Source organism: Arthrobacter liuii (assembly GCF_014639275.1).
Classification (GTDB): domain Bacteria; phylum Actinomycetota; class Actinomycetes; order Actinomycetales; family Micrococcaceae; genus Arthrobacter; species Arthrobacter liuii.
On the sequence record NZ_BMFW01000001.1, the window covers coordinates 271,738 to 296,704 of the forward strand.

The window sequence follows — 24,967 nt, forward strand, 5'->3', positions numbered from 1 at the left end:
TTAGTAATCTGGAACGAATACACGCGCACGCCCACCGACGGGCGAAGGCAGGGTTGCTGTCCCGTCCAGGTGAACCCGGGCTGAAAGGTTGCCGATGGAACCCCACCGACGCACTGCCAACAATGGAAGCGCACCGAACCTCAACCTGGCCGGCGTCGCCGATTCCGTCAGCCACCTGAACGGGCACCGTCCGGCGGCTATGGATTCCGGGCCCTTCCACGCCGCGGCCCAGCGCATCCTGACTACCGTTAATACCGTCATCGACGGCAAGTCGGACGCCGCCAAGCTGGCTCTCACCGTCCTCCTCGCCCAGGGCCACCTGCTGGTGGAGGACGTGCCCGGCGTCGGAAAAACCCTGCTGGCAAAGACCCTCGCGCGGACCATTGACTGCACCGTGAACCGCATACAGTTCACGCCCGACCTGCTGCCCTCCGACGTGACCGGCGTGTCCATCTACAACCAGGCCTCAAGGCTGTTCGAATTCCGGCCCGGCGCAGTGTTCGCAAACATCGTCATCGGCGATGAAATCAACCGCGCATCCGCCAAGACCCAATCCGCCCTCCTGGAATGCATGGAGGAGCACCAGGTCACGGTGGACGGCACCTCCTACAAGCTCGATGAGCCGTTCATGGTGGTCGCCACCCAGAACCCCATCGAAATGGAGGGAACGTATCCCCTGCCGGAGGCCCAGCGGGACCGCTTCATGGCCCGGATCTCCATGGGCTACCCGGACAAGGAGTCGGAGATTGAAATGCTCGAGACCCACCAGGCGGTCTCGCCGCTGGCCAACGTCTCCCCTGTGGTCACCGCGTCCGAAGTTGCGGCGATGACCACCACTGTCCAACAGGTCTACGTCTCCCAGTCAGTGAAGGAATACACGGTGTCAGTGGGCAGGGCCACCAGGGAGAGCGCGCTGCTCCGGCTGGGTGCGAGCCCCCGCTCCATGCTGCAGCTGTTGCGGGCGGCCAAGGCCACGGCGGCGCTGGACGGGCGCGATTTTGTCCTGCCAGACGACGTGGGAGACTTGGCCGAAGCCGTCCTGGCCCACCGCATCATCCTTGACCGGAAGGCCGTCGGCGCCGGTGAGACCCCGAACAGCGTCCTGCGTGGCATCCTGTCCCGGTTGCCTGTGCCGCAGGCGCCCCCCGGGCAGCCCAGCCGGGCCGCGGCCGCCACCGGCAGCAGGAACCGCTAGGCGGCGGGCCATGGCCCTGATGGACAAGCTTCCGCGGCACCTGTTCACCAGGCGCGGATGGGGCATGCTCGCGGCTGGCGCCTTTGCGCTGGCCGCGGCCCAGGTCATGGGGCGCCGGGACCTTCTGACGCTGGCCCTGCTGCTGGTGGTGCTGCCGCTTGTATCCCTTGCGGGTATCCGTTTGGTCAAGCCCAGGTTCCGGGTGTACCGCGAATTCAACCCGTCGCCCGTGGAAACCTCGGCCCCGGCCGTGGTGCACCTTGCGGTGGCAAGGACGGGCCCGGGCAGCGGCCGGGTGGTCATGGAGGAGCGGCTGCCCGCGCGGTTCGGCCAGGCACCGGCTTTCCGGTTTCCATCCCGTTCCACAGCCGGCGGCACAAGCCGCTACGAATACCACCTCACGTCCAGGCATCGTGGGCAGTTCAGGATCGGGCCTGTCACGGCCGAGTTCACCGACCCCTTCGGTCTCTCGCTGCACCGCCAGGCAATTGACGACGGCGACCTCCTCACCGTGACGCCTGCCGCCGTCGTCCTGCCTGCCACCGGGCTGGCCGGGGCGCGGGGCAATGACGGCGTCACTGCCACCCGCGTCCGGGCGAACCCGAGCGATGACGATGTCATGACCCGTGAATACCGCCACGGAGACCCGATGCGAAGGGTCCACTGGGCCGCTACGGCCAGGCACGGGGCCCTGATGGTCCGGCAGGAGGAATCCGTCACGACGCCGGAAGCGACCATCATCCTGGACCACCGTTCCGGCGCGTTCGCTGGCGGCCCTGGAACAGCCACGGCGGGGCTGACCGGCCAGGACGGGCACTCGCTGGCTACCAGCGACACCTTCGAGTGGTCTGTTGTTGCAGTGGTGTCCGTCAGCGCACACCTTGCTGAACGCAATTACAGCCTTCGGTTGCTGGATACCGGAGGCGCCCCGGCATTCCTTCACTCTCCCTCGTCCCCGGAACCGGCGGCCGAGGTGTACAGCGGGACATTGGGCCTGCAGTCCATTGGCGAAAGCCTGGCCGCCATCCATCTGTCCGGGCCCGCGCACCCGCGGCGGGACGGCATGGCTCGGGACGCCGCGCGTCGGAACGCTTCCCTTCGGGACACTGCCGGCGGGAACGGCGCGCCCCGGGGCGTTGCGGCATCGCTGACGCCGGCAGGCAGCGACCAGGGGCCTCCGGCGTTCAATGACCACCTGATGGACAAGCTGTCCGCGCACCGGATGCGGGGTCCCTTGATCGCCATGCTGGGCCGCATCACGGCCGAGGAGGCCGCGGCCCTGGCACCGGCTGCCGCGTTCGCCACCAATGCATTCGCCGTAGTGGCGGTGGAACGGCCGACGGAGTACCAGGATGTCCTGGACGTGCTGCGGCAGGGCGGCTGGCGGGCGGTGGCCGTGGCACCGACGGCACAGGTTGCAACTGCCTGGAGCCAATTCGACCAGGACCCCGCCCTGCCGTCGGCCCCGGCATTGGAGTTCCGCCGGGGAGCGGGGGTGGCCAAGTGACGATGGCCCCGGTCCGGCGCACGGGTGAGGGGCACGAGGCGGCCCGACCGGAAAAGCCGGCCGGCCGCGCGGGTGCCGGCGCCTACCCGTGGGCCATGGCGGCAGCCATCACGGTGGCGGTCTGCGGAGCTGCCCTGTCGCTGAACGGCGTCCTCCGCGGCTGGAACTGGTACTGGCCGGCCATGACCACCGTGCTGGTGGTGGGGTTCACGCTGGCCGCACTCCGTTCCGTCCGCGCCCAGCCCCTGCTGGTCACCGCAGGAGGATTCGTGGCACTGGTCGGGGTCCTGACACTGACCTTCTTCCGCAGTTCCAGCGTCCTCTGGGTGGTCCCCACCGGTGCCACCCTGCCTGACCTGGACCGGCTGGTCCGGCGGGCAAGCGAGACCGTCCTGGCGGAGACGGCGCCCGTTGCGCCAAACGCCGGGATCGTCATGGTGGTCTGCGCCGTGCTTGGCCTGGCGGTGATACTTGTCGACGCCCTGGCAGTGCCGCTGGCCATGCCGGCCCCCTCCGGCACGGGGTTGCTGGCCCTGCTGATGGTTCCGGCCATGATCAAACCGCAAAGTGCGGGGGTGTGGAGTTTCGTTGTCACTGTAGCGGGATACCTCCTGATCCTCGCCTGCAGCCAGTGGTTTGCCCCTGACGGCAGGTTGCAGGGCGGCACTGCCCGCAGCCCGGGCATGGTGCGCCGCGCCGCGCTGACCGGGGCCGTGGCCCTGGTGGCCACCCTGGTGCTGCCCCTGGCCATTCCCGGCTTCGACCACGGCACTTTCCCCCAGGGTTCACGGCTTAACCCGTGGAGTGCCTCCACCGGCCTGAACCCCATGATCACCTTGGGGAACAGCCTGCGCACGCCTGACGGGAGCGGCAGGATCACCTACGCCACCAATTCGGCCGCCCCCCTCTACCTGCGCTCAGTGACGGTGGACAATTTCGACGGCGATTCCTGGGGACCTGACGACCGCACCGGCTCGCGGGTGCCATTGGATGGCCGGATCGACCCCGGCTATCCCGTCCTCGCGGACGAGCAGGTGCGGCTGGTCACCGCCATTGACGCTGGGTCCTTCACCAGCCCCTACCTGCCGGTCCCCTACGCGCCGGAAACCATCCGCGGCCTGGGCGGCCAGTGGACCTGGGATCCGGCCACGCTGAGCATCAAGGGCACGGAAACCACCACGCGCCGGCAGGAGTACCTGGTGACCTCGGCGGTGCCCAAGCTTTCCGCCGCGCTCCTGGCCCAGTCGTCAGGGCCCGTGCGGGGCATCCCCGACGTCTTCGCCCGGATTCCAGGCAACGTCCCGGACATCGTCAAAACCACTGCCCAGACGGTGGCTGGAGCCGCGGGGACACCGTACCTGAAGGCCATGGCCATCCAGAAGTACCTGCGTTCGTCCGAGTTCACCTACTCGCTGCAGTCTCCGGTGCAGGGCGGCTACGACGGCAACGGACTCTCCGTCCTGGCTGACTTTTTGGAGAAGAAGAGCGGCTACTGCATCCATTACGCCTCAGCCATGGCGGTGATGGCCAGGCTGGAAGGAATTCCAAGCAGGATCGCCGTGGGTTACGCTCCCGGCAGGCTGACCGGTGCCACCGTCACGGTGGCCGGCCAGGGCGCCCTCCCGGAATACGAGGCAGATGCGCGTGATGCCCACGCCTGGCCTGAACTGTACTTCCAGGGCCTTGGCTGGGTGCCCTTCGAACCGACGCCGTCCCGGGGCGTGGTCCCTGATTACGCCGCGGAGTCGGCAGCCCCGTCCGTCACGGATTCCCTGGGCAACAACGACGGACTCATTCCCGACAGCGCCCCGGTTCCCGCCCCCTCCCCCGGCGCAACTGCCCCGGCTGTCCCTGGCGCGGACAGCAACAGCTCCGGCAACGGCGTGCAGCTGATGCCCTGGCTCCTGGGGACGGCCGGAGTGGTGGGGCTGGCGCTCCTGGCAGCTACGCCGCACCTGGTCCGCGCGGGCACCAGGTCACGGCGGCTGCGGCCAAAGCGCCCGGACCAGGCCGTCCCGCTGGCCTGGAGCGAAATCAGGGACCTTGGCACCGATTACGGCGTCCCCGCCGAAGACAGCGAGACGCCGCGGGCATATGCAGCCAGGTTCCGGACGTCGCTGCTGGGCGAGCCCGGCGGCATGGACCAAGACGCCCATGAGGCAGTTGCGTTCCTCACCTCGGCCTTCGAACGCCATAGGTACGGCCGCCCGGGCGGCAAGGGTTCCCCCGGCATCGGCCTGACCCACGACACTTCCAGCCACGGCACGGGCGGGCAGGACAACGGGGGGCAAGGCATTGCTGCCGGGGTTGCTGCCGTGGAAATGGCCCTCCGGTCAAACGCCACCCTGTCCAGGCGTTGGACGGCGGCCTGGCTCCCGCCATCAGTCACCCGCCGGCTGGGCCAGGTGCTCAGGACGCCGCTCAGTGCGGCCGGCAGGGCCATCGGGAAAACGGCGCGGGCCTCTGCGGGAGAGGTGCAGCCAGCCGCAGGAGGGCGCTCAAGCTCAGGGGCGGCCGACGGCGCCCATACGCCTGGCGGGGGCTGAACGCACGCGTGCCGGCCGGGGAAGTCCCGGCCGGCACGCGTGCGTTGCTTGCGGCTGCGAGCCGCCGGGACTAACCGGCGTAGGGGTCGGCGATGCCGATGTACTGCGTGTAAAGGTATTCCTCGATGCCTTCCAGGCCGCCTTCGCGTCCCAGGCCCGACTGCTTCACGCCACCAAACGGGGCCGCGGCGTTGGAGATGACACCGGCGTTCAGGCCCAGCATGCCGGTTTCCAGGCGTTCGCCCATGCGGATGCCGCGGTTGATGTCCTTGGTGAAGACATAGGCCACCAGTCCATATTCGGTGTTGTTGGCCAGCCGAACAGCCTCGTCCTCACTGCTGAAGGTGATGATCGGGGCAACGGGACCGAAGATTTCCTCGGACAGGATCCGGGTCCCTTCCGCGACTCCGGAAAGGATGGTGGGCTGGTAGAAGTAACCTGGTCCCTCCACCGGTCCGCCGCCCAGGACTGCCTTGGCCCCGCCGGCTACGGCGTCGGAAACCAGTTCATGGACCTTGTCCCGGCTCTTGGCGTCGATCAGCGGACCAACCTTGGACTCAGGTTCGGTGCCCCGGGCGGTGGTCATCCCCTTCATCTTCGCGGCAAACTTTTCCGCGAATTCCCCGGCGACGGACTCGTGGACGATAAAGCGGTTGGCAGCGGTGCAGGCCTCGCCCATGTTCCGCAGCTTGGCTGCCATGGCGCCGGTGACGGCGGCATCGAGGTCAGCGTCCTCGAAGACCAGGAACGGGGCATTGCCGCCCAGTTCCATCGACGTCCGGAGCACGTTTTCGGAGGCATCGGCCAGCAGGCGGCGTCCAACTTCGGTGGAGCCGGTGAAGGACAGCTTGCGGAGGCGGGAGTCCTTGATCAGGGGCCCGGTGGTGGCTCCGGCCGTGGAGGTGGGGATGACGTTGAGGACACCGGCGGGCAGGCCGGCCTCCTGCATGACGGCAGCGAACAGCTGGGACGTCAGGGGCGTCAGGTTTGCCGACTTCAGCACCATGGTGCAGCCTGCGGCAACGGCCGGGGCAATCTTGCGGGTGGCCATGGCCAGCGGGAAATTCCACGGGGTGATCAGCAGGCAGGGACCCACCGGTTTCTTGGTCACCAGGAGGCGGGACTTGCCGTCCGGCGAGACTGAGTAGCGCCCGAAGGCACGTACGGCCTCCTCTGAGAACCAGCGCAGGAACTCGGCGCCGTAAGTCACCTCGCCGCGGGCTTCGGCCAACGGCTTGCCCATCTCCAGGGTCATCAGGAGGGCAAAGTCTTCAGCCCGTTCGGTCACCAGGTCGAAGGCCCGGCGGAGGATTTCCCCGCGTTCGCGGGGCGGCACCTTTGCCCAGGACTCCTGCGCTGCCGCGGCGGCGTCCAGCGCGGCGGCGCCATCCTCGGGGCCGGCGTCGGCAATGCTCAGCAGCACCTTCCCGGTGGCGGGATCCTCGACGTCGAACGTCTTGCCTGAGGCGGCGTCGCGCCACTCACCATTGATGAGCAGCCCGGTGGGAACGGAGGCCAAAAGCCGGGTTTCGCGCTCGGCGGTAACGGCCGGCTGTGCGGTGACAGTCACGATGACTCCCTCGTCAGTAGGGTTGTGGCAGCCCGTGGCCGCGGCCGGTGTGACCGGGATCATGGGGCTGATTAACTGCCAGACTACTGCGGGGCACTCCCACGGTCTACGCCGTTTCGCACTGCGGAATTACTGCTTCCCTGTGCAGCTGCACAGGAGCCGGAAGCAGGCCGCGGCCGCTACCGGGCGGCGAGGACCGCCGAGTACAGTTCCCGCTTGCTGACCCGGACGTCTTCCGCGACGGCGGCCACGGCCTCCTTCAGCCTGATGCCCTGGGCCACCAGTTCGTTGACTGCCGCTACGTGGTCCTCCGGGGTTCCAGCTGCCTGCTCCGGGGCGCCGCCGAGCACCACAGCGATTTCGCCGCGGACCTCATTGTCCTCAGCCCACTGGAGGAGTTCGCCGACGGTGCCGCGGATGACTTCCTCGTATGTCTTGGTCAATTCCCTGCACACTGCAATGGGACGGTCGGGGCCGAACCTCTCGCGCAGCGCGCGCAGCATGGCCTCCAGCCGGTGCGGCGCCTCGAAGAACACCATGGTGCGCCGCTCCCCGGCAAGGTCCGCGAGGCGGGAGGCCCTTTCGCCGGCTTTGCGGGGCAGGAATCCTTCGAAGCAGAAACGGTCAGTGGGCAGGCCGGAAAGCGCCAGTGCCGTGAGGACCGCTGATGGCCCGGGGACAGCGGTGACGGGAAGCCCCGCCGCGATGGCCCCTTCCACCAGCCGGAAGCCTGGGTCCGATACCGCCGGCATTCCGGCGTCAGTCACCATGAGGAGCGTGCTGCCTGCGCGCACCTGGTCAAGGAGCTCAGCCGTCCTGGTAGCTTCATTGTGCTCGTGGTAGCTGATGATGCGTCCGGTCACTGCAACGCCCAGGCTTTGGACCAGGCGGTGGAGGCGCCGGGTGTCCTCGGCGGCCACGATGTCCGCCGAGCCCAGCAGTTCCACGAGCCGGGCGGAGGCGTCGCCGGTGTTCCCGATGGGAGTGGCGGCAAGGATGATCCGCCCCGCCGTCGAAGGGCCGGGCTCGGGAAGGGGGCTGGGGTTCGGATCCACCCACCAAGACTACTGCTGCCGGGTCTTCCAGCCGCAAAAGGTAGCATGGGGCTCGTGACGCAGACCTCGACGCGGCCCGCCGGAGCCGGGAAACCCAGCCCGGCGGCATCCACCGGTGCCGGCGACACTGCCATGGAGCCCGGCAGAAAGGCTGCCCGGCCCTGGATCAGCCGGCCGGATGACGCTTTCACCTTCGAGGCACTGCGGGCCAGGCTCATCGGCACCGGAATATCCTGGCGGGACTATCCGCCGTCGCTTCGGCTATGGTTCGTCCTGGTCCCGGTCCTGACGGCGGTGGCGGCAGGCCTCCTCCGCTTTATCCGCCTCGAGGTGCCGCACAAGCTGGTCTTCGACGAGACGTACTACGTCAAGGATGCCTACTCGTACCTGATCAGCGGCTACGAACGCAGCTGGCCGGACAAAGCCAATGATTCCTTCAATGCCGGCAATCCGGACGTCCTGCTGAACACACCCGAATATGTGGTCCACCCGCCGGTGGGCAAATGGATGATCGCGGCCGGCATGTGGCTGTTCGGGCCGGAGAATCCGTTTGGCTGGCGCTTCGCCGCAGCCCTCACCGGCACCCTCACCGTGCTGCTGGTCTCCCTGGTCGCCCTGAAACTGTTCCGCTCGCTTCCGCTGGCGGGCGCCGCGGGGCTGCTCCTCGCCGTCGACGGCCACCATCTGGTGATGTCCCGGACGTCGCTGCTGGACATCTTCCTCACATTCTGGATCCTTGCTGCCTTCGGCGCCCTGCTGATGGACCGCGATGACGGGCGCCGCCGCCTCGCGGCACGGCTGGCACGGGCCGCTGCCGCGAACGGCGGACAGCCCCCGGCAGGCGCGCTGCTGTCCGGGCCTTGGCTGGGCGTGCGCTGGTGGCGGGTCGCCGCCGGGGTCTGCATGGGCCTGGCGGTAGGAACAAAGTGGTCCGGCCTGTTCTTCCTGGCCGGGTTTGGCCTCCTCACGGTGCTGTGGGACCTCAACGCCCGGCGGGTGGCCGGTATCCGCGGCTGGATCAGCGGCGGCCTGATCAGGGACGGGATCCCCGCGTTCCTCGGCATGGTCCCGGTGGCGGGGATTATCTATTCCGCCACCTGGACAGGGTGGTTCCTGTCGGACAACGCGTATTTCCGCCATTGGGCCGAAAGCAACCCGTCGGCGGAGTGGGGATGGCTCCCCGATTCCGTCCGTTCCCTTGTCCACTACCACCTGGAGGCGTACAAGTTCCATCAGGGCCTGAGCTCCGAGCACCCCTACCAGGCCAGCGCCTGGAGCTGGCTGGTGATGGGGCGGCCGACGTCGTTCTTCTATGAATCCCCGCCCCAGGGCACCCCCGGCTGTGACGTGGAAAAGTGCACCTCCGCCATCCTCTCGGTCGGAAACCCGCTGATCTGGTGGGGCGCCGGCATCTCGCTGGTTGTCCTGCTGTTCTGGTGGGTGGGACGCCGGGACTGGCGGGCCGGTGCCGTGCTCGCCGGCGTGGGCGCAGGATACCTGCCATGGTTCATGTACCCCGAGCGGACCATGTTCTACTTCTACGCGGTGTCTTTCGAACCGTTCCTGGTCCTGGCGCTGGTGTACTGTCTCGGGCTGGTCCTCGGCAGGGCAACGGACCCGCCATGGCGCCGCCGCTCCGGGCTGTACCTGGTGGTCCTCTTCCTTGCGGCGGCCGTGCTGCTGTCGGCGTTTTTCTACCCGATCTGGGCCGCCGAAGTAATCCCGTACGTCGACTGGAAGGTCCGAATGTGGATGCCATCCTGGATCTAGGGCAGGATGGCAACAGAGACCCGAAGGAGCCGCTGCCGCGGCGTGGCAGCGGAAACGGAGACCTGCTGTGAGAGAAGCGAGCACGGAACTGCTGGTTGAGCTTGACGCCAACAGCAACGTGACTGACCTGCTGCTGGAGCAGCACGCCGCCAACCCGGCCCACGCCCTGTACCGGCGCAAGGGCCCCAATGGCTGGGTGGACGTTCCCGTGCAGAAGTTCCTCCAGGACATCAGCGCGCTGGCCAAGGGCCTGATTGCGGGCGGCCTGGAACCGGGCGACACCGTGGCCGTGATGTCGCCAACCTCCTACGAGTGGACGCTGGTGGACTTTGCCATCTGGTTCGCCGGCGGGGTCACGGTGCCCATCTATGAAACGTCCTCCGCAAGCCAGGTGGAGTGGATCATCCAGGACGCAGGAGTCCGCCGGGTGTTTGCTGGTGACCGTGCCCTGGTGCAGCTGGTCAGCGGCGTAGTGGCCGGTTCTGCCGCGCTCAGCGACCGCCTGGTCAACGTGGTGCGGATGGATTACGACGGCGAGGCCCCGGATCTTGCCAGCCTCGCCGCTGCAGGCACTGGAGTCAGTGACACGGAGCTGGAACGGCAGCGCACCCGCGCGGGCCTGGCGGACATCGCCTCCCTGGTTTACACCTCAGGCACCACGGGAAAGCCCAAGGGGTGCGAAATCACCCACGGGAACTTCGCCCTGGTGGCCAAGAACATCGTGGCGTTCCTGCCCGAAGTTCTGCAGAAGGACCAATCCCGCACCTTGATGTTCCTGCCGCTGGCCCACGTACTTGCCCGGGCTGTCCAGGTGGTATGCCTCGCCGCCGGGGCAACTTTGGGACACACCCCCGGCGCGGCACAGCTGCTCGATGACCTCGGGACGTTCCGGCCCACATTCCTGCTGGTGGTGCCGCGCATCTTCGAAAAGGTCCGGGCGGCGGCCGCGCACAAGGCGGCCCTGGCAGGCAAGGGCAGGCTCTTCGACGCCGCGTCCGCCGCGGCCATCGAGTACTCGCGCGAACAGGACCGGCAAAACCGCGGCGAGGGACCGGGCCCCGGGCTGCTCAGCCGGGCCCGGCATGCGGTATATGACCGGTTGGTCTATCCGCGGCTGCGCCAGGCGCTGGGCGGCGAGGTGGGATACACGGTCTCCGGAGCCAGTCCCTTGGCTTCCGAGGATGCCCACTTCTTCCGTGGCGTGGGCATTCCCGTCCTTGAGGGGTACGGGCTGACGGAGACCACCGCGCCGTGCACCGCCAACACTCCGTCCCGCACCAAGGTAGGAACGGTGGGGATACCTATTCCGGGCACCACCATCCGGGTGGCCGAAGACGGAGAAATCCTGGTCAAGGGAATCGGCGTTTTCAGGGGCTACCACTCCGACCCGGCAGCGGACGCCGAAGCGTTCGTGGACGGCTTCTTCCGCACCGGAGACCTAGGCGAACTGGACAAGGACGGCTTCCTCACAGTCACGGGCCGGAAGAAGGACCTGCTGGTTACGGCCGGCGGAAAGAATGTTGCCCCCGGGCCGCTGGAGGAGAAGATCCGCATCCACCAACTGGTGGGCCACGCCGTGGTGGTGGGCGACGGCAAGCCCTTCGTGTCCGCCCTGCTGACCCTGGACCCGGACGGCGTCGCCAACTGGCGGGCCGAACGTGGCCTGCCTCCGCTCCCCCTCGCCGAGGCCGCCGGCGACCCGCAAGTCCGCGCTGCCATCCAGGAGGCCGTAGACGTGGCCAACCAGATGGTCTCCAAGGCCGAGTCGGTGCGCACGTTCACGCTGCTGGACGTCCAGTTCAGCGTGGAATCAGGGCAACTGACGCCGTCCCTGAAACTTAAGCGGTCCGCCGTCGTTCAGGAATTCGAGGCGGAGATCGCCAAAATCTACGGCTGACCGACCATTTCCTGGTCCGCATCAGCCGGCTTCTCCTGCTTCGGTACACCCCGGCGGCGGCGCGTGGGCCAGGTAAGCACCAGCGTCACGATGGATGCCAGGAGCACCAGGCCGGCGATGACGATGCCGGCGTCCATCCAGAACTGGCTGGGGAACAGCCGGATCAGGGTGTCGTCCAAGCTGAAGGTCCAGGATCCGTCGGCAAAGAAGATCCGGTGGAATTCGGTGAAGAACCGCTGCCAGCCCAGTGCCGCCAGCGTGCCGAGACCCAGGATCAGGACCAGCGTGATGATGGACCCGGCGAAGAGGCCGCGCCGGATTCCGCCGGTGCTGCGCCTGCGCAGGTACAGGATGGCGATCAGCGCCAGGAGGAGCAGCAGCACGCCGGCACCAAAGGTGGACAGGATGACCACCTTGACGTCCGCCATGTGGCTGACTTCACCGTCCTTGAAAAGCTTTTCGCCGCCGCGCTGCACCAGGTCGCCCAGATACCTGGGGCCGGCCCAGTTGCTGAGGTAGTCCACGGCGTAGGAGCCGTACGTCATCCTGTCGTCGGTGCTGAAGCCGTATCCATCGCCGGGGAAGCCGGGACGGTTGTACTCCACCCAGAGGAAGATCGGACTGGTCACGGCACGCACGGCCAGGATCAGGAGGGTCGCCGGAAAGACGATGGCCAGGAGGACCTGCATGACGCGCGGCGCCACCGGCTTGGCATTCGCGGCGCTTTCGCGCTGGGCGTTGCGGCGCTCCACTTCCTCTTCAGGGGGACGGACGTGCAGCGCTGAGGTGGGAAGCGGTTCGTTGAATACCGGCGAAACGTTGCTGCCGCCGGGCTCGTCCACGGAAGCGCCGGCCGCGCCGGGCTCGTCCACGGAAGCGCCGGCAGTGGACGACCCGACGGCGGGACGTCCCGCCGTGGAGAACGCGGCAGCGGGATTTCGCGCCGTGGAGGACCCGACGGCGGCTTCGGCCGCCTTGCGGTCGGCCCTGGTTTCGGGCTGCCGGGCCTTGCCCTCTTCCGCGGGTTTGTTCCGGCCAGGTTCTTCCCGGCCGGGTTCTTCCCTGTTCGGGTCTGCCCCGCCGACCCTATCCCCGCCAGTGGGCGTCAGCCAGGAGAACGCGGGCTCGTCGGAATCCCCGGACGTATCCAGGAAAGGTTCCGGCTGCGGCGCAGCGCTTTTGGCGCGGGCCGGTGTTTCGTCATTCACAGCAGCGTCACTTCCGTTGGGTTCCGCACCGGTCCCAGTCCGCCGGCGCGCTTCATTCTGCTGACGAGCCTACCGTTTGGGACTTCCGCTGGGCGAGGAACCACCCCGGCAGGATTACAACGATTCAGGCAGCGATTTCCGTGTAGCCGGCATCCTGCGGGCGGAGATCCCCATGTTCCCCGGCGAGGAAAGCCCGCCTGCCCAGTACCAGGACGTACACCCAGTACGCGGCGAGAACCGCCGCGCCGATGCCGATCCTGGCCCACGCCGGCAGCGGACTTGGCGTGACGAAACCTTCCACCAGGCCCGAGACGAACAGCACCACAACGAGCCCCAGGGCCACCGTGATCAGTGACCGGCCCTCTTCGGCCACGGCGCGGCCCCTGGTACGTGGCCCGGGCGCGACCACGGCCCAGAAGATCCGCAGTCCCGCGGCGGAGGCAACAAAGACAGCCGTCAGCTCCATCAGTCCGTGCGGGAGGATGTAGCTGTAAAAGACGTCGGATTTGCCGGCCGAAGCGAAGATGCCCGCGGCGATACCCACTCCCTGCGCGTTGCTGAACAGGATCATCGGCACCCAGACCCCGGTAATCCCCAGGGCCACAGCCTGCGCAGCGATCCAGGCGTTGTTCGTCCAGACGGCCCCGGCAAAGGACGCCGCAGGGTTTTCCGAGTAGTAGTTGATGAAGTCCTTGTCCACGTACTGGGCAGCCGCGGTCTCCGTGGCCACGGCCCTGAGCGCCTCGGGCGACGACCCGATCCATGCCCCGTACACAGCAGCGATGAGGACGAAAGCTGTTCCGCATGCCAGCGTAGGCCAGGTCAGCCGGTACAGCGCCGCCGGCAGCGCCACCACGAAGAACCTCGCAAGGTCAGCCGTGGCGTTGGACCGTGCGCCGGTGAAGCGGGTCCTGGCCAGGGCCAGCTTGGCTGAGAGGGAGGCGGACAGCCCGCTTTCCGGCGCTACGGAACGGACCAGCGACAGGTGGCCGGACGTGGACTGATACAGCGCCAGCAATTCGTCGGCCTCGGCGCCGGTGAGCCTGCCCTTGCGTGCAAGCTCCTGCAGCCGGGCCCACTTGTCAGCATTAACGGCAGCGAAGGCATCCAGGTCCACGGCAACAGCCTAGCCCCCGGCATTAGACTTTGACCGTCTGGGCCATTCGATCGTCCATACCATCAGCTGCGAAGGGCAGGGACACTGCGTGAGTCCGATCATCACCGGCGAGGCAGTGGTTCTCGAGCTTCGGCCCGCGAGCTTTGCCGCACGGGCCCTTGGCCTGGTCATCGACGCCGTCCTGCACGTAGTCCTGCTCGTGCTGATCATGATCGGCCTGTCCGCCGCAGGCGCGGACCTTGACCAGGCCGCCACACGGGCCTTTGGCCTGGCCGCCGTCGTATTCTGCCTGGTGGTGGTGCCGGTGGGCGTGGAGACGCTGGGCCGGGGCCGGTCGCTCGGCAAACTGGCCACTGGCCTGCGGGTGGTGCGTGAGGACGGCGGCGCCATCCGGTTCCGGCACGCCCTGATCCGCGGACTGACCGGATTCCTCGAGATCTATCTGACGTTCGGTGGGCTTGCCATCGCCGTGGCGCTCTTCAACGACAAGTCCAGGCGGCTGGGCGACCTGCTCGCCGGCACCTACGCCGTGCGCTGCCGGGTGCCCGCGGAAGAGGCCATCCGGGTTCTTGTACCGCCCCACCTGCAGTCCTGGGCCGCCGCGGCGGACATCGGGCGCATCCCTGACGCCGCATCGCGCAGGGCCTCCCAGTTTATCCGCCAAGCGGGCAGGATGGCCCCGCTTTCCAGGGCAGGAATGGCGGCGGCAATCGCCGCTGAACTCTCAGTCCACGTCGCCCCGGCCCCGCCGCCGGGGACCGGCCCCGATGACTACCTTGCCGCCGTCGTAGCTGAACGGCGGAACAGGGAGTTCACGCGGCTGTCGGAGTCGCGCGGACGGAACGCGGAGACGGGGCAACGGCTCCAGCGCCTGCCGTTCGGCAACTGACCGTTCGGCAACTGACTCAGTTGCCGTATTCGCTCCACGGGATGTTCCAGTCGCCATACCCGTCAGTTTTCGCTGCATAGTCACCCTCGGTGTTGATGATCTGGACCACGTCACCGGTTCCCATGTTGTCGAACACCCACGCTGCCCCCTCCGGCAGGAATCCGATGCAGCCGTGGGACACGTTGGTGTTGCCGATGTACGGATACGCGGACTCAAGTGCCTGGTGGATGTAGGCGCCGCTTAGGGTGAGGCGGATGGTGTACTCGACGTCGGCTTCTCCGTAATAGGCGGGATCGTCGGGCTTCAGTCCGATGCTTGCCGCCCTGAAGTGGTCGAAACGGTTCTTCTCCATCAGCACCGCGTAACCCTTTGCGGAGGGGAAGCGCTTGTCCCCCATGCTGACGGGCAGGGTCTTGACGGGCTGGTCGTTGACGCTCAGCGTGAAGGTGTGGGCTGTGGCGTCGGCGACAGCGACCTTCTTGTCCCCGATGGAGACATTGACCTTCTTGTTGAAGTTGGCGATCTGGCCGTTGCCAAGGTCGACCCCGAAGAGCTGCATGTCCATGGTGACGGTGGAGTTTGCTGCCCAGAAGTTCTCCGGGCGGTACCGGACCATGGTGTCGCTGTACCAGTGGAACGCCCCGGCCTGTCCCGCCGTGGTGGTGATCTTGATGGCCTTTTCCACGGCGGCTCGGTTGGTCACTGGCTCGCTGAAGATGACCTGCAGGGGCTGTCCCACGCCAACCTTCATGCCGTTCAGCGGGTAGACGGCGGCGTCAGCCTCGTGGGAGCTGGACACGGTGTTAAACGACTGTGTGGTGCTTGTCTCGCGTCCCGCCGAGTCCTTGACCACATAGGTGTAGCTGTACTCGGTGTTGAACTCGAGGGGCCCGGTGGCGGACCACGCCTTCCCACCGGCGTCGATGCTGCCGTCGATGGTCTTCCCCGCTGTACTGGCGAGGGTAACGCGCTGGATGGTCCCGTTGCCCACTTTGAGGGAAACCGGGGCTGCCGGGTTCACCTGCTTGGCGCCGTTGGTGGGCGCTGCGTCAAGTGTCACCGGCGGCACGACGGGCGACGCCATGCCCGGCGACGTCCGCAGTGCGGAGCCTGCTTCCGATTCAAGGGGCCCACCTGCAAGGCCGGGAGCGACGGCGGCGAAAACCCCGCCCACGGCAGCCAGGACGCAGACGGCAGCCACGGCAAGGATTTTCTTGGCAGTCCCCCGGCGACGGGGCTTTACATCAGGCTCCATGTCTTTGATTTTACGTGCAGAAAACAAGGGCCCGGGCGTTTGAAGACGCCCGGGCCCTTACGTCTCAGTAACGATAGTGCTCCGGCTTGTAGGGACCGGCGACATCGATGTCCAGGTATTCGGCCTGGTCCTTGCTCAGTTCCGTGAGCTCAACTCCCAGGGCGTCCAGGTGGAGCCGGGCCACCTTTTCATCCAGGACCTTGGGCAGGACGTAGACCTTCTTCTCATATTCGTTCTGGTCCCGCTTGGTCCACAGCTCGATCTGGGCAATGGTCTGGTTGGCGAACGAGTTGCTCATGACGAAGGACGGGTGGCCCGTGGCGTTGCCGAGGTTGAGCAGGCGGCCCTCGGACAGGACGATGATGGAGCGCTCCGCGCCGGTGCCTCCGTCGAAGACCCACTCGTGGACCTGCGGCTTGATTTCGACCTTCTTGACGCCGGGAATGCGGGCGAGCCCGGCGATGTCGATTTCGTTGTCGAAGTGGCCGATGTTGCCCACGATGGCCTTGTTCTTCATTCCGGCCATGTGCTCGGCCAGGATGACGTCCTTGTTGCCAGTGGTGGTGATGAAGATGTCGCCCTGCGCGAGGACTGATTCCAGCTTGGCCACCTGGTAGCCGTCCATGGCCGCCTGCAGCGCGCAGATGGGGTCAATTTCCGTGACGATCACGCGCGAGCCTTGGCCGCGCAGCGCCTCGGCGGCTCCCTTGCCGACGTCTCCGTAACCGCAGACGACGGCGACCTTGCCGCCCATGAGCACGTCCGTGGCCCGGTTGATGCCGTCGGGCAGGGAGTGGCGGATGCCGTATTTATTGTCGAACTTGCTCTTGGTCACGGAGTCGTTGACGTTGATGGCGGGGAAAAGCAGCTTGCCCTGGTCCGCCAGCTGGTACAGGCGGTGGACGCCGGTCGTGGTTTCCTCGCTGACGCCCTTGATGGTGGATGCCGTCCGGGTCCACTTCTGCGGGTCGGCGGCGAGTGAGCGGCGCAGCACGTCGAGGAAGATGCCGTATTCCTCCGAGTCTTCCGGATTGGCGGAGGGAACGTTGCCCATGGCCTCGAATTCAACACCCTTGTGGACCAGCATGGTGGCGTCGCCGCCGTCGTCCAGGATCATGTTGGAACCCAGCCCGGGGTTGGACTCGGCACCGGGCCAGGTGAGGATCTGTTCGGCCGTCCACCAGTATTCCTCCAGCGTCTCGCCCTTCCAGGCGAACACCGGCACGCCCTGCGGGTCCTCAACGGTGCCCTTGCCCACCACCACGGCCGCGGCGGCTTCGTCCTGGGTGGAGAAGATGTTGCAGGAGGCCCAGCGGACCTCGGCGCCCAGCGAGGTGAGGGTCTCGATCAGCACCGCGGTCTGCACCGTCATGTGCAGCGAACCGGCGATCCGGGCACCCTTGAGGGGCTGGGTGGGTCCGAACTCCTGGCGGAGGGACATCAGGCCGGGCATCTCGTGCTCCGCAAGGCGGATCTGGTGCCGGCCGGCTTCCGCCAAGGAGATGTCGGCAACTTTGTAGTCAAAAGTCATGGGTGGTCCTTTGCTTGGTCCGGGTCCTGGTCCAGTCCCCGTTCTGCTGTTTCTGTGCGGGCGGAGGTTTACTAGTGCCCTGCCGCGGCGGGATCATGCTGGTCAGAACCTGCCGAGGCTGCTGCGGCCAGCAGTTCCGGAGGCAGCAGCAAAGGGATCCCGTCCTCGATGGCGTACCGGTTCCTGATGCCCGTGTCCCCGGCGGTGGTGGCCACCAGCTCCTCCCCCTCCTGGACCAGCGGCGAACCGGTCACGGGGCAACGCAGGACGGACAACAGTTCGGGACTGATCTTTGGCATTTGTTCATGCTCCCTGGCGGGCGCGCTCGCGCCTGTAGCGGAAAAGAGGTGCAGCCTCCAGCCTACCGCCAGATGGGGGTCAGGAAGGTTCCCGAAGGACCCGAAGGTGCCCCCGACGTGCACCTTCAGTGCCTGCCGGAGCCTCAAGGGCGGAATGGTGGGCGCGCTGCGTGGCCGGTTGCGCTTCGGGAGGGAGTGCAGCGGCGTCACGGACTGCGTTTGCGAGCGCCAGCAGGTCATCCGGCCCTGGCTGTTGCGGGGTGGAAGGCATTGCCAGGCGCAGGACTTCCCAGCCACGGGGAACCGTCAACGAATCAGCGTGCTGCTCGCAGAGATCGTAGCAGTGCGGCTCCGCGTAGGTGGCCAGCGGGCCCAGGACTGCTGTGGAGTCTGCATACACGTACGTCAGGGTGGCTACCGCCGACTGGCGGCAGGCAGACCTTGAACACTGACGGATAGCTCCCACGACATCACAGACTACCCCTTCGCCGCACAAAAGCCGCGCATGGCGCCCCGGGGGCGACGCGTTCCCGGAGCCAAGGGGATGTATCGCGTAAATCCTCCCCCGGGTTTACAGTCGATGTATGCAGTCATCGAACCATGAATCAGGTTTTTCGGTCCGGTTGGCTGACCCGGATGCCCCCTCGGCCCTGGGCGTGGAGACCGACGGCAGGAACTTTTTCAGGCGGCGCCGGAACCGCCACGGACGCGGCCTTCGCGGCGAGATCATGCTGCCCACCCACCCCGGATACCGGACCCGCGCCGACCGCTTTGACGACATGGTGCTGGACTCCGCCCAACGGCTGCACGACATCTGGGGGAAAACCCTCGACGGTGTGAGGTTTGGCGTGGATGAGATCCCGCCGGACCTCGAGCAGTTGGCCGCCAATGCGTCAATGGCCCCCATGGGCTCCTACACCCCGGCTGCCGGTGGGGACGGCCCAACCATCACCGTGTACCGGCGCGTGGTGGAGCAGGCATGCTCCACCGTGGAAGAACTCCAGGACCTGGTCCACGACGTGGTGGTGGAGCACACGGCGGAAATGCTTGGCGTGGCGCCGGAAACCCTGGACCCCGTGTACCGCCGCCGCTACTGACACCGGGGTGCGGAAAGGACTTCCTGCAGCCCTTTTAGTAGCCGAGCGTAACCGGGACCGTTTCCTGACCGGCCGCTGCAGCCAGGAAAGCCAGGGATGAAACATCATTGCGGCCGTCCTGCCCCAAGAGCACCGCTCCATAGGCGGCATCACCTGAGGCGGACACAACATAGCCCACGACGTCGGCCCCTTCGGCCTGTTCCGGAACCGCGATGGAGGCCGTGGTTCCGCCCGCTATGTCCGCGGTGGCGGCTGCCCGGACCTTGCCATCGGCCGTGATTGGTGCGTAGGTGATGGTGGCCCTGGTGTCCAAGGCTCCGAACACCAGTTGGCGAAGGCCGCCCTTGGGGACGGGAACAACGTGCTGGCTGCCAAGCCGGACAGCGGAAGGCGCCCACGCCACATCCAAGGGCTGCCCTGCCTGCAGCCCCCGGCTCATGCGTGCGGCGGCGACGAAGGAAACGTCGGACGAGGCCGCCACGGTGTACTGGCCCGCAGGTACCCCGGCAAGGGAGACCTCAGTGGTTGAACCGGCCTTCGCGGTGATGACGCCGCCGGACGGAAGCGCATGCTGTCCGTCGCGTCCGTACAGCTTGATCTCCACCACGGCATCCGACGCGCCGGGAACAGTCAGTTCGAGGGCTGGCCCGGCGTCCCGGTAACCGGGCTGTGCCGTGAGGGCAGCAACCCGGGCGGGGTCTTGGATGTCCACCCCCGTCATCACCTGGCGGACAGCGGGGGCAGTTCCCGGGCTGATGAAATCAACGCCGCCCGGGGTGAGGCCGCGCAGGACGCTTTGCTGGATGGAGGCCGCAACCGGGCCACCGGCGCTGCGGACGTGCACGCTGAGCTGGGACTCATTGGGCGCCAGTCCCGCAAGGACTACGCTGCGGGTGGTTCCCGGGGCAACCAGCAGTCCACGGCTGCCTGGCGCCTGGACTTGCCCGCCGGCACCGAACAATTCAAGGCTCGCAGTGGCGGGCGTGGTGGATGCATTGGTCAGCGCGAGTACCGAGGTGCGGCCAACAGTGGTGCTGGCGCCCGCCAGCCACTGGTCGTTCGAAGGCTGCCCGCAGGTAGCCGCGGCGCTGCCCTGCAGGTCGCCGTCTTTGGCCGTGTATTTCATGGCACCCGCGGCTGATGCATTCTGGTTTGCCAGGGCGTTGGCGCTGAGGACGTTCACCTGATCCACCGGCTTGTCGGCCACCACGCCGGCAAGCAGCTCCTGCGGGGCTGCGGCAGTGGGGGCCGGGCCCGGATCCCTGGCGATGTCGACGGCGGCTGTTCCGTCAAGGCGCGCGAGCCGGCTCCCCGGGAGCACGCCTCCCGCGCTGAGTACAGCGGCACTGACTTTGGTTGCTGCTGTGGCGGACTCAGGCCGGAATTGGGCATCAGTGCCTGCATCGGTACCTTCGAGCAGCCGTGCGGGGCCGGGGCAAACGCCGAGGCTGGCTCCCGCGGGCACAGCGGCTTCCGCCGCCGGTACAGTCCTGCTGGATTCAGGCCCGGCGACCAGCGATCCGGCGGCCACCACGGCTCCCCCGCCGGCAAGGACAAGGACGCCTGCCGCCACTGCGGCCAGGGAAGCTGCGCGGCCCTTGCCGCCCGGCAGCCGGGTGGCGCCCCGGCCGGACGGTTTCCCGGCCGGCGCCGGTTTTTCGGGTGAAGCAGACGATTCCGCTGAACCCGGTTCTTCGGCCTTAGCCGCATCCCTGCCGGCGGCCGGTGGGGCGTGCTCATGCATTTTGGTGTTCCTTACGCAGGGAGCCCTCGTCACGCGAGAGGCCGGTCCGCTGCCGTCGAGCCGGCATGGGGATTGCGAGGATGACGGTTAGCCCTATCACCGTAATCTGGCCGGCCGCAGCCCAGAAAGACCACGGGTTTTCGTATCGGACGCTCAGTTGACCGGCCGATGCCGGGAGGGTGAAGGCCTGGGACCAGCCTGAGGTGGTGGAGGTCAGCTTCCGTCCGTCAAGCCAGGCGCTCCATCCGGGGTCGGCGCGCTCGGCAAGTACCACCAACCGGCCTTCGGCACCTGCCGGGATAGCGGCATCGACGTCGGCAGTCCCGGAGGCGACCAAACCTGTGACCGCACCGCTGGCGTCGACGACGCGGACGCGATGGGCAACGTCGGCGGCCTGCTGGGTCGGTTGGTTCAGCGGGCTGATGCGCCAGAGCCAGCCAACGTCGGTCTGCCCCACGGCCACCAAGCCGGGAACCGCGTCCATCCGGCTGGCGGTCAACTGGGCTGCGGTGTCCGCGGAGCGGAGCACCACAAATCCGACACCGAGCTGTTCGAGGTCGGAACGCGGGTCCACGCCGTGCCCGGCCACCAGCGTGGCCACTACGCGGCGGACAGCTGCGGTGACGTCGTCGTCGTCGCGCACCTTTTCTGCACCGGGCGCGCCGATGATGTTCCGCGCGGAGGCGATGGCGGAAAGGCTGTCCAGGGTGGTGCCGGAGCCGCGCATCAGGGAGGCGTTGAAGGTGCCGTCATCCGCGGTGCTGAGGAGGAGGGTCCGCGTCTGTTCGGGGCCGGTGCCGCGGTCGATGGCGGTGGCAGGAAGGGACCGGCCGGTGGCGGCCTCCACCAGCCGCGGAGTACCGAGCGCTCCCGCGGTCACGGAAGCGGCTGCAGCGGGGGTTGCCCTCTGGGTTGCCGTTGCCAGTCCGGGGGCAGTGCCGGCGGGACGCAGCAGGTTCTGCGCCGACCAGGCGGCCATGCCGGCCAGCGGTCCGGCAAGCAGTACCACCAGGCCCAGCGCAAGGCCCGCCCGGACCGCCGTCCTGGTCTTGGCCCCGCCGCCTGATGTCCGGTCCGTTGCTGACAGCAGCTGCTCGGAGCCGAGGAGTGCCGCTGCGAGGATGGCGAAGGACGCGGCGGAGACTGCCGGTCCGGTGAAAGGCGTCACCATGACGCCCACGTTCAGGCCGGTGGCCACGTGGCTGGCAAGCCAACCGCCGGCAAGGGCGATAATTGCCGCGATCCAGAACCAAGTGGCAGTCCGTGCCCGGCGCCCCGGGCTGAAGAGTCCCACAACGGCAAGGGCCAGCACCGGCCCGGCGATGAGCAGCGCCAGCAGCAGGGCCCAAGGCATGGTGCCGCCGGTGAAGGCCGCCAGGCCCTGAAGGCCGCCGGCGGGGTCGAACGACAGGGGCTGGCCCAGCATCTGCTGCCACAACGGGGCGGAGCCGAAGCCAAGCGGGAGTCCGGGGTCGGCCAGGAGTGCGCGCGGCCGGTCAAGGGTGGACAGCGCGAATGGGATAAACAGGGCTGCGCTGGGCAACAGTGCCCACCACACCGTCCGCCCGCGCCGGCCCAGCAGGATGCCGCACAGCATGATGACCACCGTTGCCGGGATGAGCAGGGAGGGTGCTGAGGCGGTGGTGACCGCGAGCGCCAGGCCCGCGGCTGCGGCCGCCGTCCACGAGGGCACTCCGTTGATTCCCGCCTTGGCCAGGCGCTGTTCAGCGGATCCGTATCCAGGTGCTGAAGCGGGGTTGAAGCGGCCGTGACCCACAGCCGAGCCGGTAGCCCGCAGCAGGCCCAGGACCACCAGCGGCAGCATGATGTGCGCGATCATCGCGCCCGCGCGTCCCTGGTTCAGGGCGGCCTGGAGTGCTGGCGCAGCAGCCCAAAAGATCGCCGCCGCGAAGCGGAGCCGGCGGCGGACGGTCACGCCGCCCGCGGCAAACCACGCGGTCAGTCCGGACAGAGGTGCCCCGAGCAGGAACAGCCAAGCCATGGCCGGGTTGGCATCGCCTCCGCCGAAGAGACCGATGATCCACAGGACATAGTCAAAGGGATCGCCGTGGCCGGGAAGGCCCGCTCCGAGGCTGACCCACCAGCTGGAGGCGTTGCGCCAGATGTCCCCCAGGCCCGCGGAGACAGGAATCAGGGCTCCGCCGGAAACGGCCCCGGCCCGGAACAGTCCTGCCAGGGCCAGGAGCGAGGCCACTGATGCGATGATGGCGGCGGCCAGGGCACCGTTGCCCACCCAGCCGCGTTTGCTGGTGGCGAGGGCGGCAAAGTCATCCGCGGCATCGCCGGTGGGCTGGTGCGCGAGCGGATCCTGCACCAGGTGGTCAGCGGCGGAGCCGTCGGATCCCAGCGCCTCCATCAAGGAGCGCCGGTGGCTCCACACCTCGCGGCGGGGCGTCTGCAGCTTGCGGATCACGGACCGGCGGATGCGCCGCGTGCGTTTGGCTGATCGACGGGCCTTGACCACAGCCCGTGGCCGCCCCAAGGCCACGCAGGTGGCAAGAAGCTGGGAAATGCCGTGGCCGGGATCCTTGACCACGATACTCAGGACCAGCTTGAAGATACTGCCAAGCAATGCACCGATACCGTGGACGGGCACCATCCAGAGCGGGCTGTGCTTCAGGCGCAGGTGGACCTGCGCTTTGCGGGCTGCGGACGGATTTCCCAGGGCATGCGGCCGGTGTGCCACATGGAACATCCGGGCTGCGGGGACCACCACCACGCGGTGGCCTGCCAGGCGGTTCCGCCAGCAGAAGTCGACGTCGTCGCCGCTGCCGGGCAGGGCGGGGTCGAAACCGCCAAGGTGTTCCCAGATATCCCGGCGCACAAGCATGCCCGCGGAGTTGACGGCGAAAGTATCGGTGCGGCCGTCGTACTGGCCCTGATCCAACTCATCAGCGTCAATCAGGGTAAGCCGCTCGGCCCACCGGCTGGTGGAGAGGCCCACATCCATCAATTTCCGCGGCGAATGCCAGTCCAGCTGTTTGCAACCGGCAACGGTTACTGACGGGGCGCGCTCCACGGCGCCCAGGAGTTCGGCAAGGGCTTCCGGTGCCGGCGCGGCGTCGTCGTGCAGCAGCCAGATCCATTCCGTCCTGCCGCCGTCGGCATTTCCGCGGAAGGGCATCAGCCCCGCAAGCGCGGCGGAGACCGCGGCGCCCATGCCGCCCTTGCCCCGGGGGTGGCTGACGACGCAGGCGTCGCCCAGGGCTTCCCGCAGGAGGCTGTGCGAGTCATCACCGGAGCCCGTGTCCACGCCGACGGCGCGGTCAACCGGGCGGGTTTGGGCCGCCAGGGCTGCAAGGGTTCTGGGCAGGTAGGCACTGCCGTTGTGGGCAACCACAACGGCAGTGACATGGACATCCTGAAGAATTAGATTGCTCGCTTCCTGAGCCGCCGGCGCTCACGCTCGGAAAGGCCTCCCCAGATGCCGAACCGTTCGTCGTTGGCCAGCGCGTACTCCAGGCACTGGGACCTCACATTGCAGGCGCCACAGACCTTCTTGGCGTCGCGGGTTGAACCGCCCTTTTCGGGAAAGAAGGCTTCCGGATCCGTCTGGGCGCACAATGCGTCCGTCTGCCAACCCAGCTCGCCGTCGTCGTCGAAATCCTGCTGGAGCGGCAATCCGATCCATACCGGCTGGGCGGTCCCGCCGGCAGCCAGCTCCATGGGCGGATCGAGGTCGTCTTCCGGTTCCGCGCCGCCGTCGAGGAGGGCCTGGTGCGCCGCGAGGAACGCCGTGGCCTGGTCCTCAAGGACGCTGGTGGTATTCCTGTTGTACCGCTCCGAAGCTTCAGGATCAGCGGGGTCCACGTACCAGTCACCCGGCACCCCCCGCGCCCGGTACTTTGCCGTTGCCTGGCCGGCCACGACGGCATCTTCCTGGATACGCTCTGCTTGCCCCACGGCGCCCCTCCTGATGGTTCAGCCACTGCCTGGATACGTGGACACTCGGTTGTGTGCCGGTATTTGCGCAATTGCTTTAGATACCTAATTACACGTGTGTAACTAGGGAGAGTCAAGCCATTGCCGGGATAATAGACAGTCCGCGCTGGGAAGTTTGCGTACGCCACGCCCGGGATTTTTGTCCGCCCGCGCGTGGCGTACCCGGTTGGCAGGCCCCCAACGCCGGAAAACCCGTCAAATCGGTGCGCTGGCGGGGAAAATACCGGTTCTCCGCCCAAATAGCAAGCACACTTACCAACTGGGGTGATTAACATCACGTTAAACTGGCGGCAACGGCTGTGCGGCACCCCCGGATGACCGGGA

The 24,967-nt window shown here is 67.6% G+C and carries 18 protein-coding genes; 7 read left to right on the forward strand and 11 right to left on the reverse strand.

From position 1 onward, the window contains the following. Positions 1-94: 94 nt before the first annotated feature. Genes IEW19_RS01230 through IEW19_RS01240 form a run of 3 tightly spaced genes read left to right on the forward strand, consistent with a single transcriptional unit; the run spans position 95 to position 5,248 of the window. Positions 95-1,195 (forward strand): AAA family ATPase, encoded by a 1,101-nt coding sequence (locus IEW19_RS01230; protein WP_188569857.1) that lies wholly within the window; start codon positions 95-97, stop codon positions 1,193-1,195. A 10-nt stretch (positions 1,196-1,205) separates the two neighbouring features. Continuing rightward, positions 1,206-2,702: a DUF58 domain-containing protein gene (locus IEW19_RS01235; protein WP_188569858.1), complete on the forward strand. Its 1,497-nt coding sequence runs from the start codon at positions 1,206-1,208 to the stop codon at positions 2,700-2,702. Continuing rightward, positions 2,699-5,248, forward strand: coding sequence for a transglutaminase TgpA family protein (locus IEW19_RS01240; RefSeq protein WP_188569859.1), 2,550 nt, complete (start codon positions 2,699-2,701; stop codon positions 5,246-5,248). Before IEW19_RS01235 ends, IEW19_RS01240 begins: the two co-directional genes overlap by 4 nt. A gap of 70 nt (positions 5,249-5,318) precedes the next feature. On the opposite strand, the gene IEW19_RS01245 is transcribed toward IEW19_RS01240, so the two are convergent. Beyond that, positions 5,319-6,818: an NAD-dependent succinate-semialdehyde dehydrogenase gene (locus IEW19_RS01245; RefSeq protein ID WP_188569860.1), complete on the reverse strand. Its 1,500-nt coding sequence runs from the start codon at positions 6,816-6,818 to the stop codon at positions 5,319-5,321. A gap of 179 nt (positions 6,819-6,997) precedes the next feature. After that, positions 6,998-7,873 carry a 16S rRNA (cytidine(1402)-2'-O)-methyltransferase gene (rsmI, locus tag IEW19_RS01250; protein WP_188569861.1) on the reverse strand — a complete coding sequence of 292 codons (876 nt, stop codon included), beginning with the start codon at positions 7,871-7,873 and terminating at the stop codon, positions 6,998-7,000. Between the two features lie 45 nt (positions 7,874-7,918). On the opposite strand from rsmI, the gene IEW19_RS01255 reads away from it, so the two are divergent. After that, positions 7,919-9,643, forward strand: coding sequence for a dolichyl-phosphate-mannose--protein mannosyltransferase (locus tag IEW19_RS01255; RefSeq protein ID WP_188569862.1), 1,725 nt, complete (start codon positions 7,919-7,921; stop codon positions 9,641-9,643). 67 nt (positions 9,644-9,710) lie between these two features. Beyond that, on the forward strand, positions 9,711-11,540 hold the full coding sequence (locus IEW19_RS01260) for an AMP-dependent synthetase/ligase (protein ID WP_188569863.1): 1,830 nt from the start codon (positions 9,711-9,713) through the stop codon (positions 11,538-11,540). Here IEW19_RS01260 and IEW19_RS01265 read toward each other — a convergent pair. Beyond that, complete coding sequence (locus tag IEW19_RS01265) at positions 11,531-12,748, reverse strand: TIGR01906 family membrane protein (protein WP_188569864.1); 1,218 nt, start codon at positions 12,746-12,748, stop codon at positions 11,531-11,533. The two genes, IEW19_RS01260 and IEW19_RS01265, sit on opposite strands and share 10 nt — an antisense overlap. 124 nt (positions 12,749-12,872) lie before the next feature. Next, positions 12,873-13,865, reverse strand: a complete 993-nt coding sequence (locus tag IEW19_RS01270; protein ID WP_188569865.1) for a stage II sporulation protein M — start codon at positions 13,863-13,865, stop codon at positions 12,873-12,875. An 88-nt stretch (positions 13,866-13,953) separates the two neighbouring features. Here IEW19_RS01270 and IEW19_RS01275 point away from each other — a divergent pair, with 88 nt between their 5' ends. Then, the gene (locus tag IEW19_RS01275; RefSeq protein ID WP_188569866.1) at positions 13,954-14,754 is read left to right on the forward strand and encodes an RDD family protein; all 801 of its coding nucleotides are present in this window, start codon (positions 13,954-13,956) and stop codon (positions 14,752-14,754) included. Positions 14,755-14,770: 16 nt separating this feature from the next. Here IEW19_RS01275 and IEW19_RS01280 read toward each other — a convergent pair whose 3' ends face one another. From IEW19_RS01280 to IEW19_RS01295, 4 genes are all read right to left on the reverse strand, one after another. Continuing rightward, positions 14,771-16,009, reverse strand: a complete 1,239-nt coding sequence (locus IEW19_RS01280; protein ID WP_188569867.1) for a L,D-transpeptidase — start codon at positions 16,007-16,009, stop codon at positions 14,771-14,773. Between the two features lie 64 nt (positions 16,010-16,073). Beyond that, a complete protein-coding gene (gene ahcY, locus IEW19_RS01285) occupies positions 16,074-17,540 on the reverse strand; it encodes an adenosylhomocysteinase (RefSeq protein WP_188569868.1) in 1,467 nt (488 codons plus the stop codon). A gap of 71 nt (positions 17,541-17,611) precedes the next feature. Beyond that, the gene (locus IEW19_RS01290) at positions 17,612-17,839 is read right to left on the reverse strand and encodes a Trm112 family protein (protein WP_188569869.1); all 228 of its coding nucleotides are present in this window, start codon (positions 17,837-17,839) and stop codon (positions 17,612-17,614) included. Positions 17,840-17,918: 79 nt separating this feature from the next. Further along, complete coding sequence (locus IEW19_RS01295; RefSeq protein WP_188569870.1) at positions 17,919-18,305, reverse strand: DUF3499 domain-containing protein; 387 nt, start codon at positions 18,303-18,305, stop codon at positions 17,919-17,921. A 118-nt stretch (positions 18,306-18,423) separates the two neighbouring features. Between IEW19_RS01295 and IEW19_RS01300 the strand changes: the two genes are divergently transcribed. Then, a complete protein-coding gene (locus IEW19_RS01300; RefSeq protein ID WP_188569871.1) occupies positions 18,424-18,936 on the forward strand; it encodes a metallopeptidase family protein in 513 nt (170 codons plus the stop codon). A 34-nt stretch (positions 18,937-18,970) separates the two neighbouring features. Here IEW19_RS01300 and IEW19_RS01305 read toward each other — a convergent pair whose 3' ends face one another. The 3 genes from IEW19_RS01305 to IEW19_RS01315 are packed head-to-tail and all read right to left on the reverse strand — an operon-like array spanning position 18,971 to position 24,604. After that, on the reverse strand, positions 18,971-20,680 hold the full coding sequence (locus IEW19_RS01305; RefSeq protein WP_229748244.1) for a DUF5719 family protein: 1,710 nt from the start codon (positions 20,678-20,680) through the stop codon (positions 18,971-18,973). Next, positions 20,673-24,041, reverse strand: a complete 3,369-nt coding sequence (locus tag IEW19_RS01310) for a glycosyltransferase family 2 protein (protein WP_188569872.1) — start codon at positions 24,039-24,041, stop codon at positions 20,673-20,675. Before IEW19_RS01310 ends, IEW19_RS01305 begins: the two co-directional genes overlap by 8 nt. Positions 24,042-24,070: 29 nt before the next feature. Further along, positions 24,071-24,604: a WhiB family transcriptional regulator gene (locus IEW19_RS01315; RefSeq protein WP_188569873.1), complete on the reverse strand. Its 534-nt coding sequence runs from the start codon at positions 24,602-24,604 to the stop codon at positions 24,071-24,073. Between the last annotated feature and the right edge of the window lie 363 nt (positions 24,605-24,967).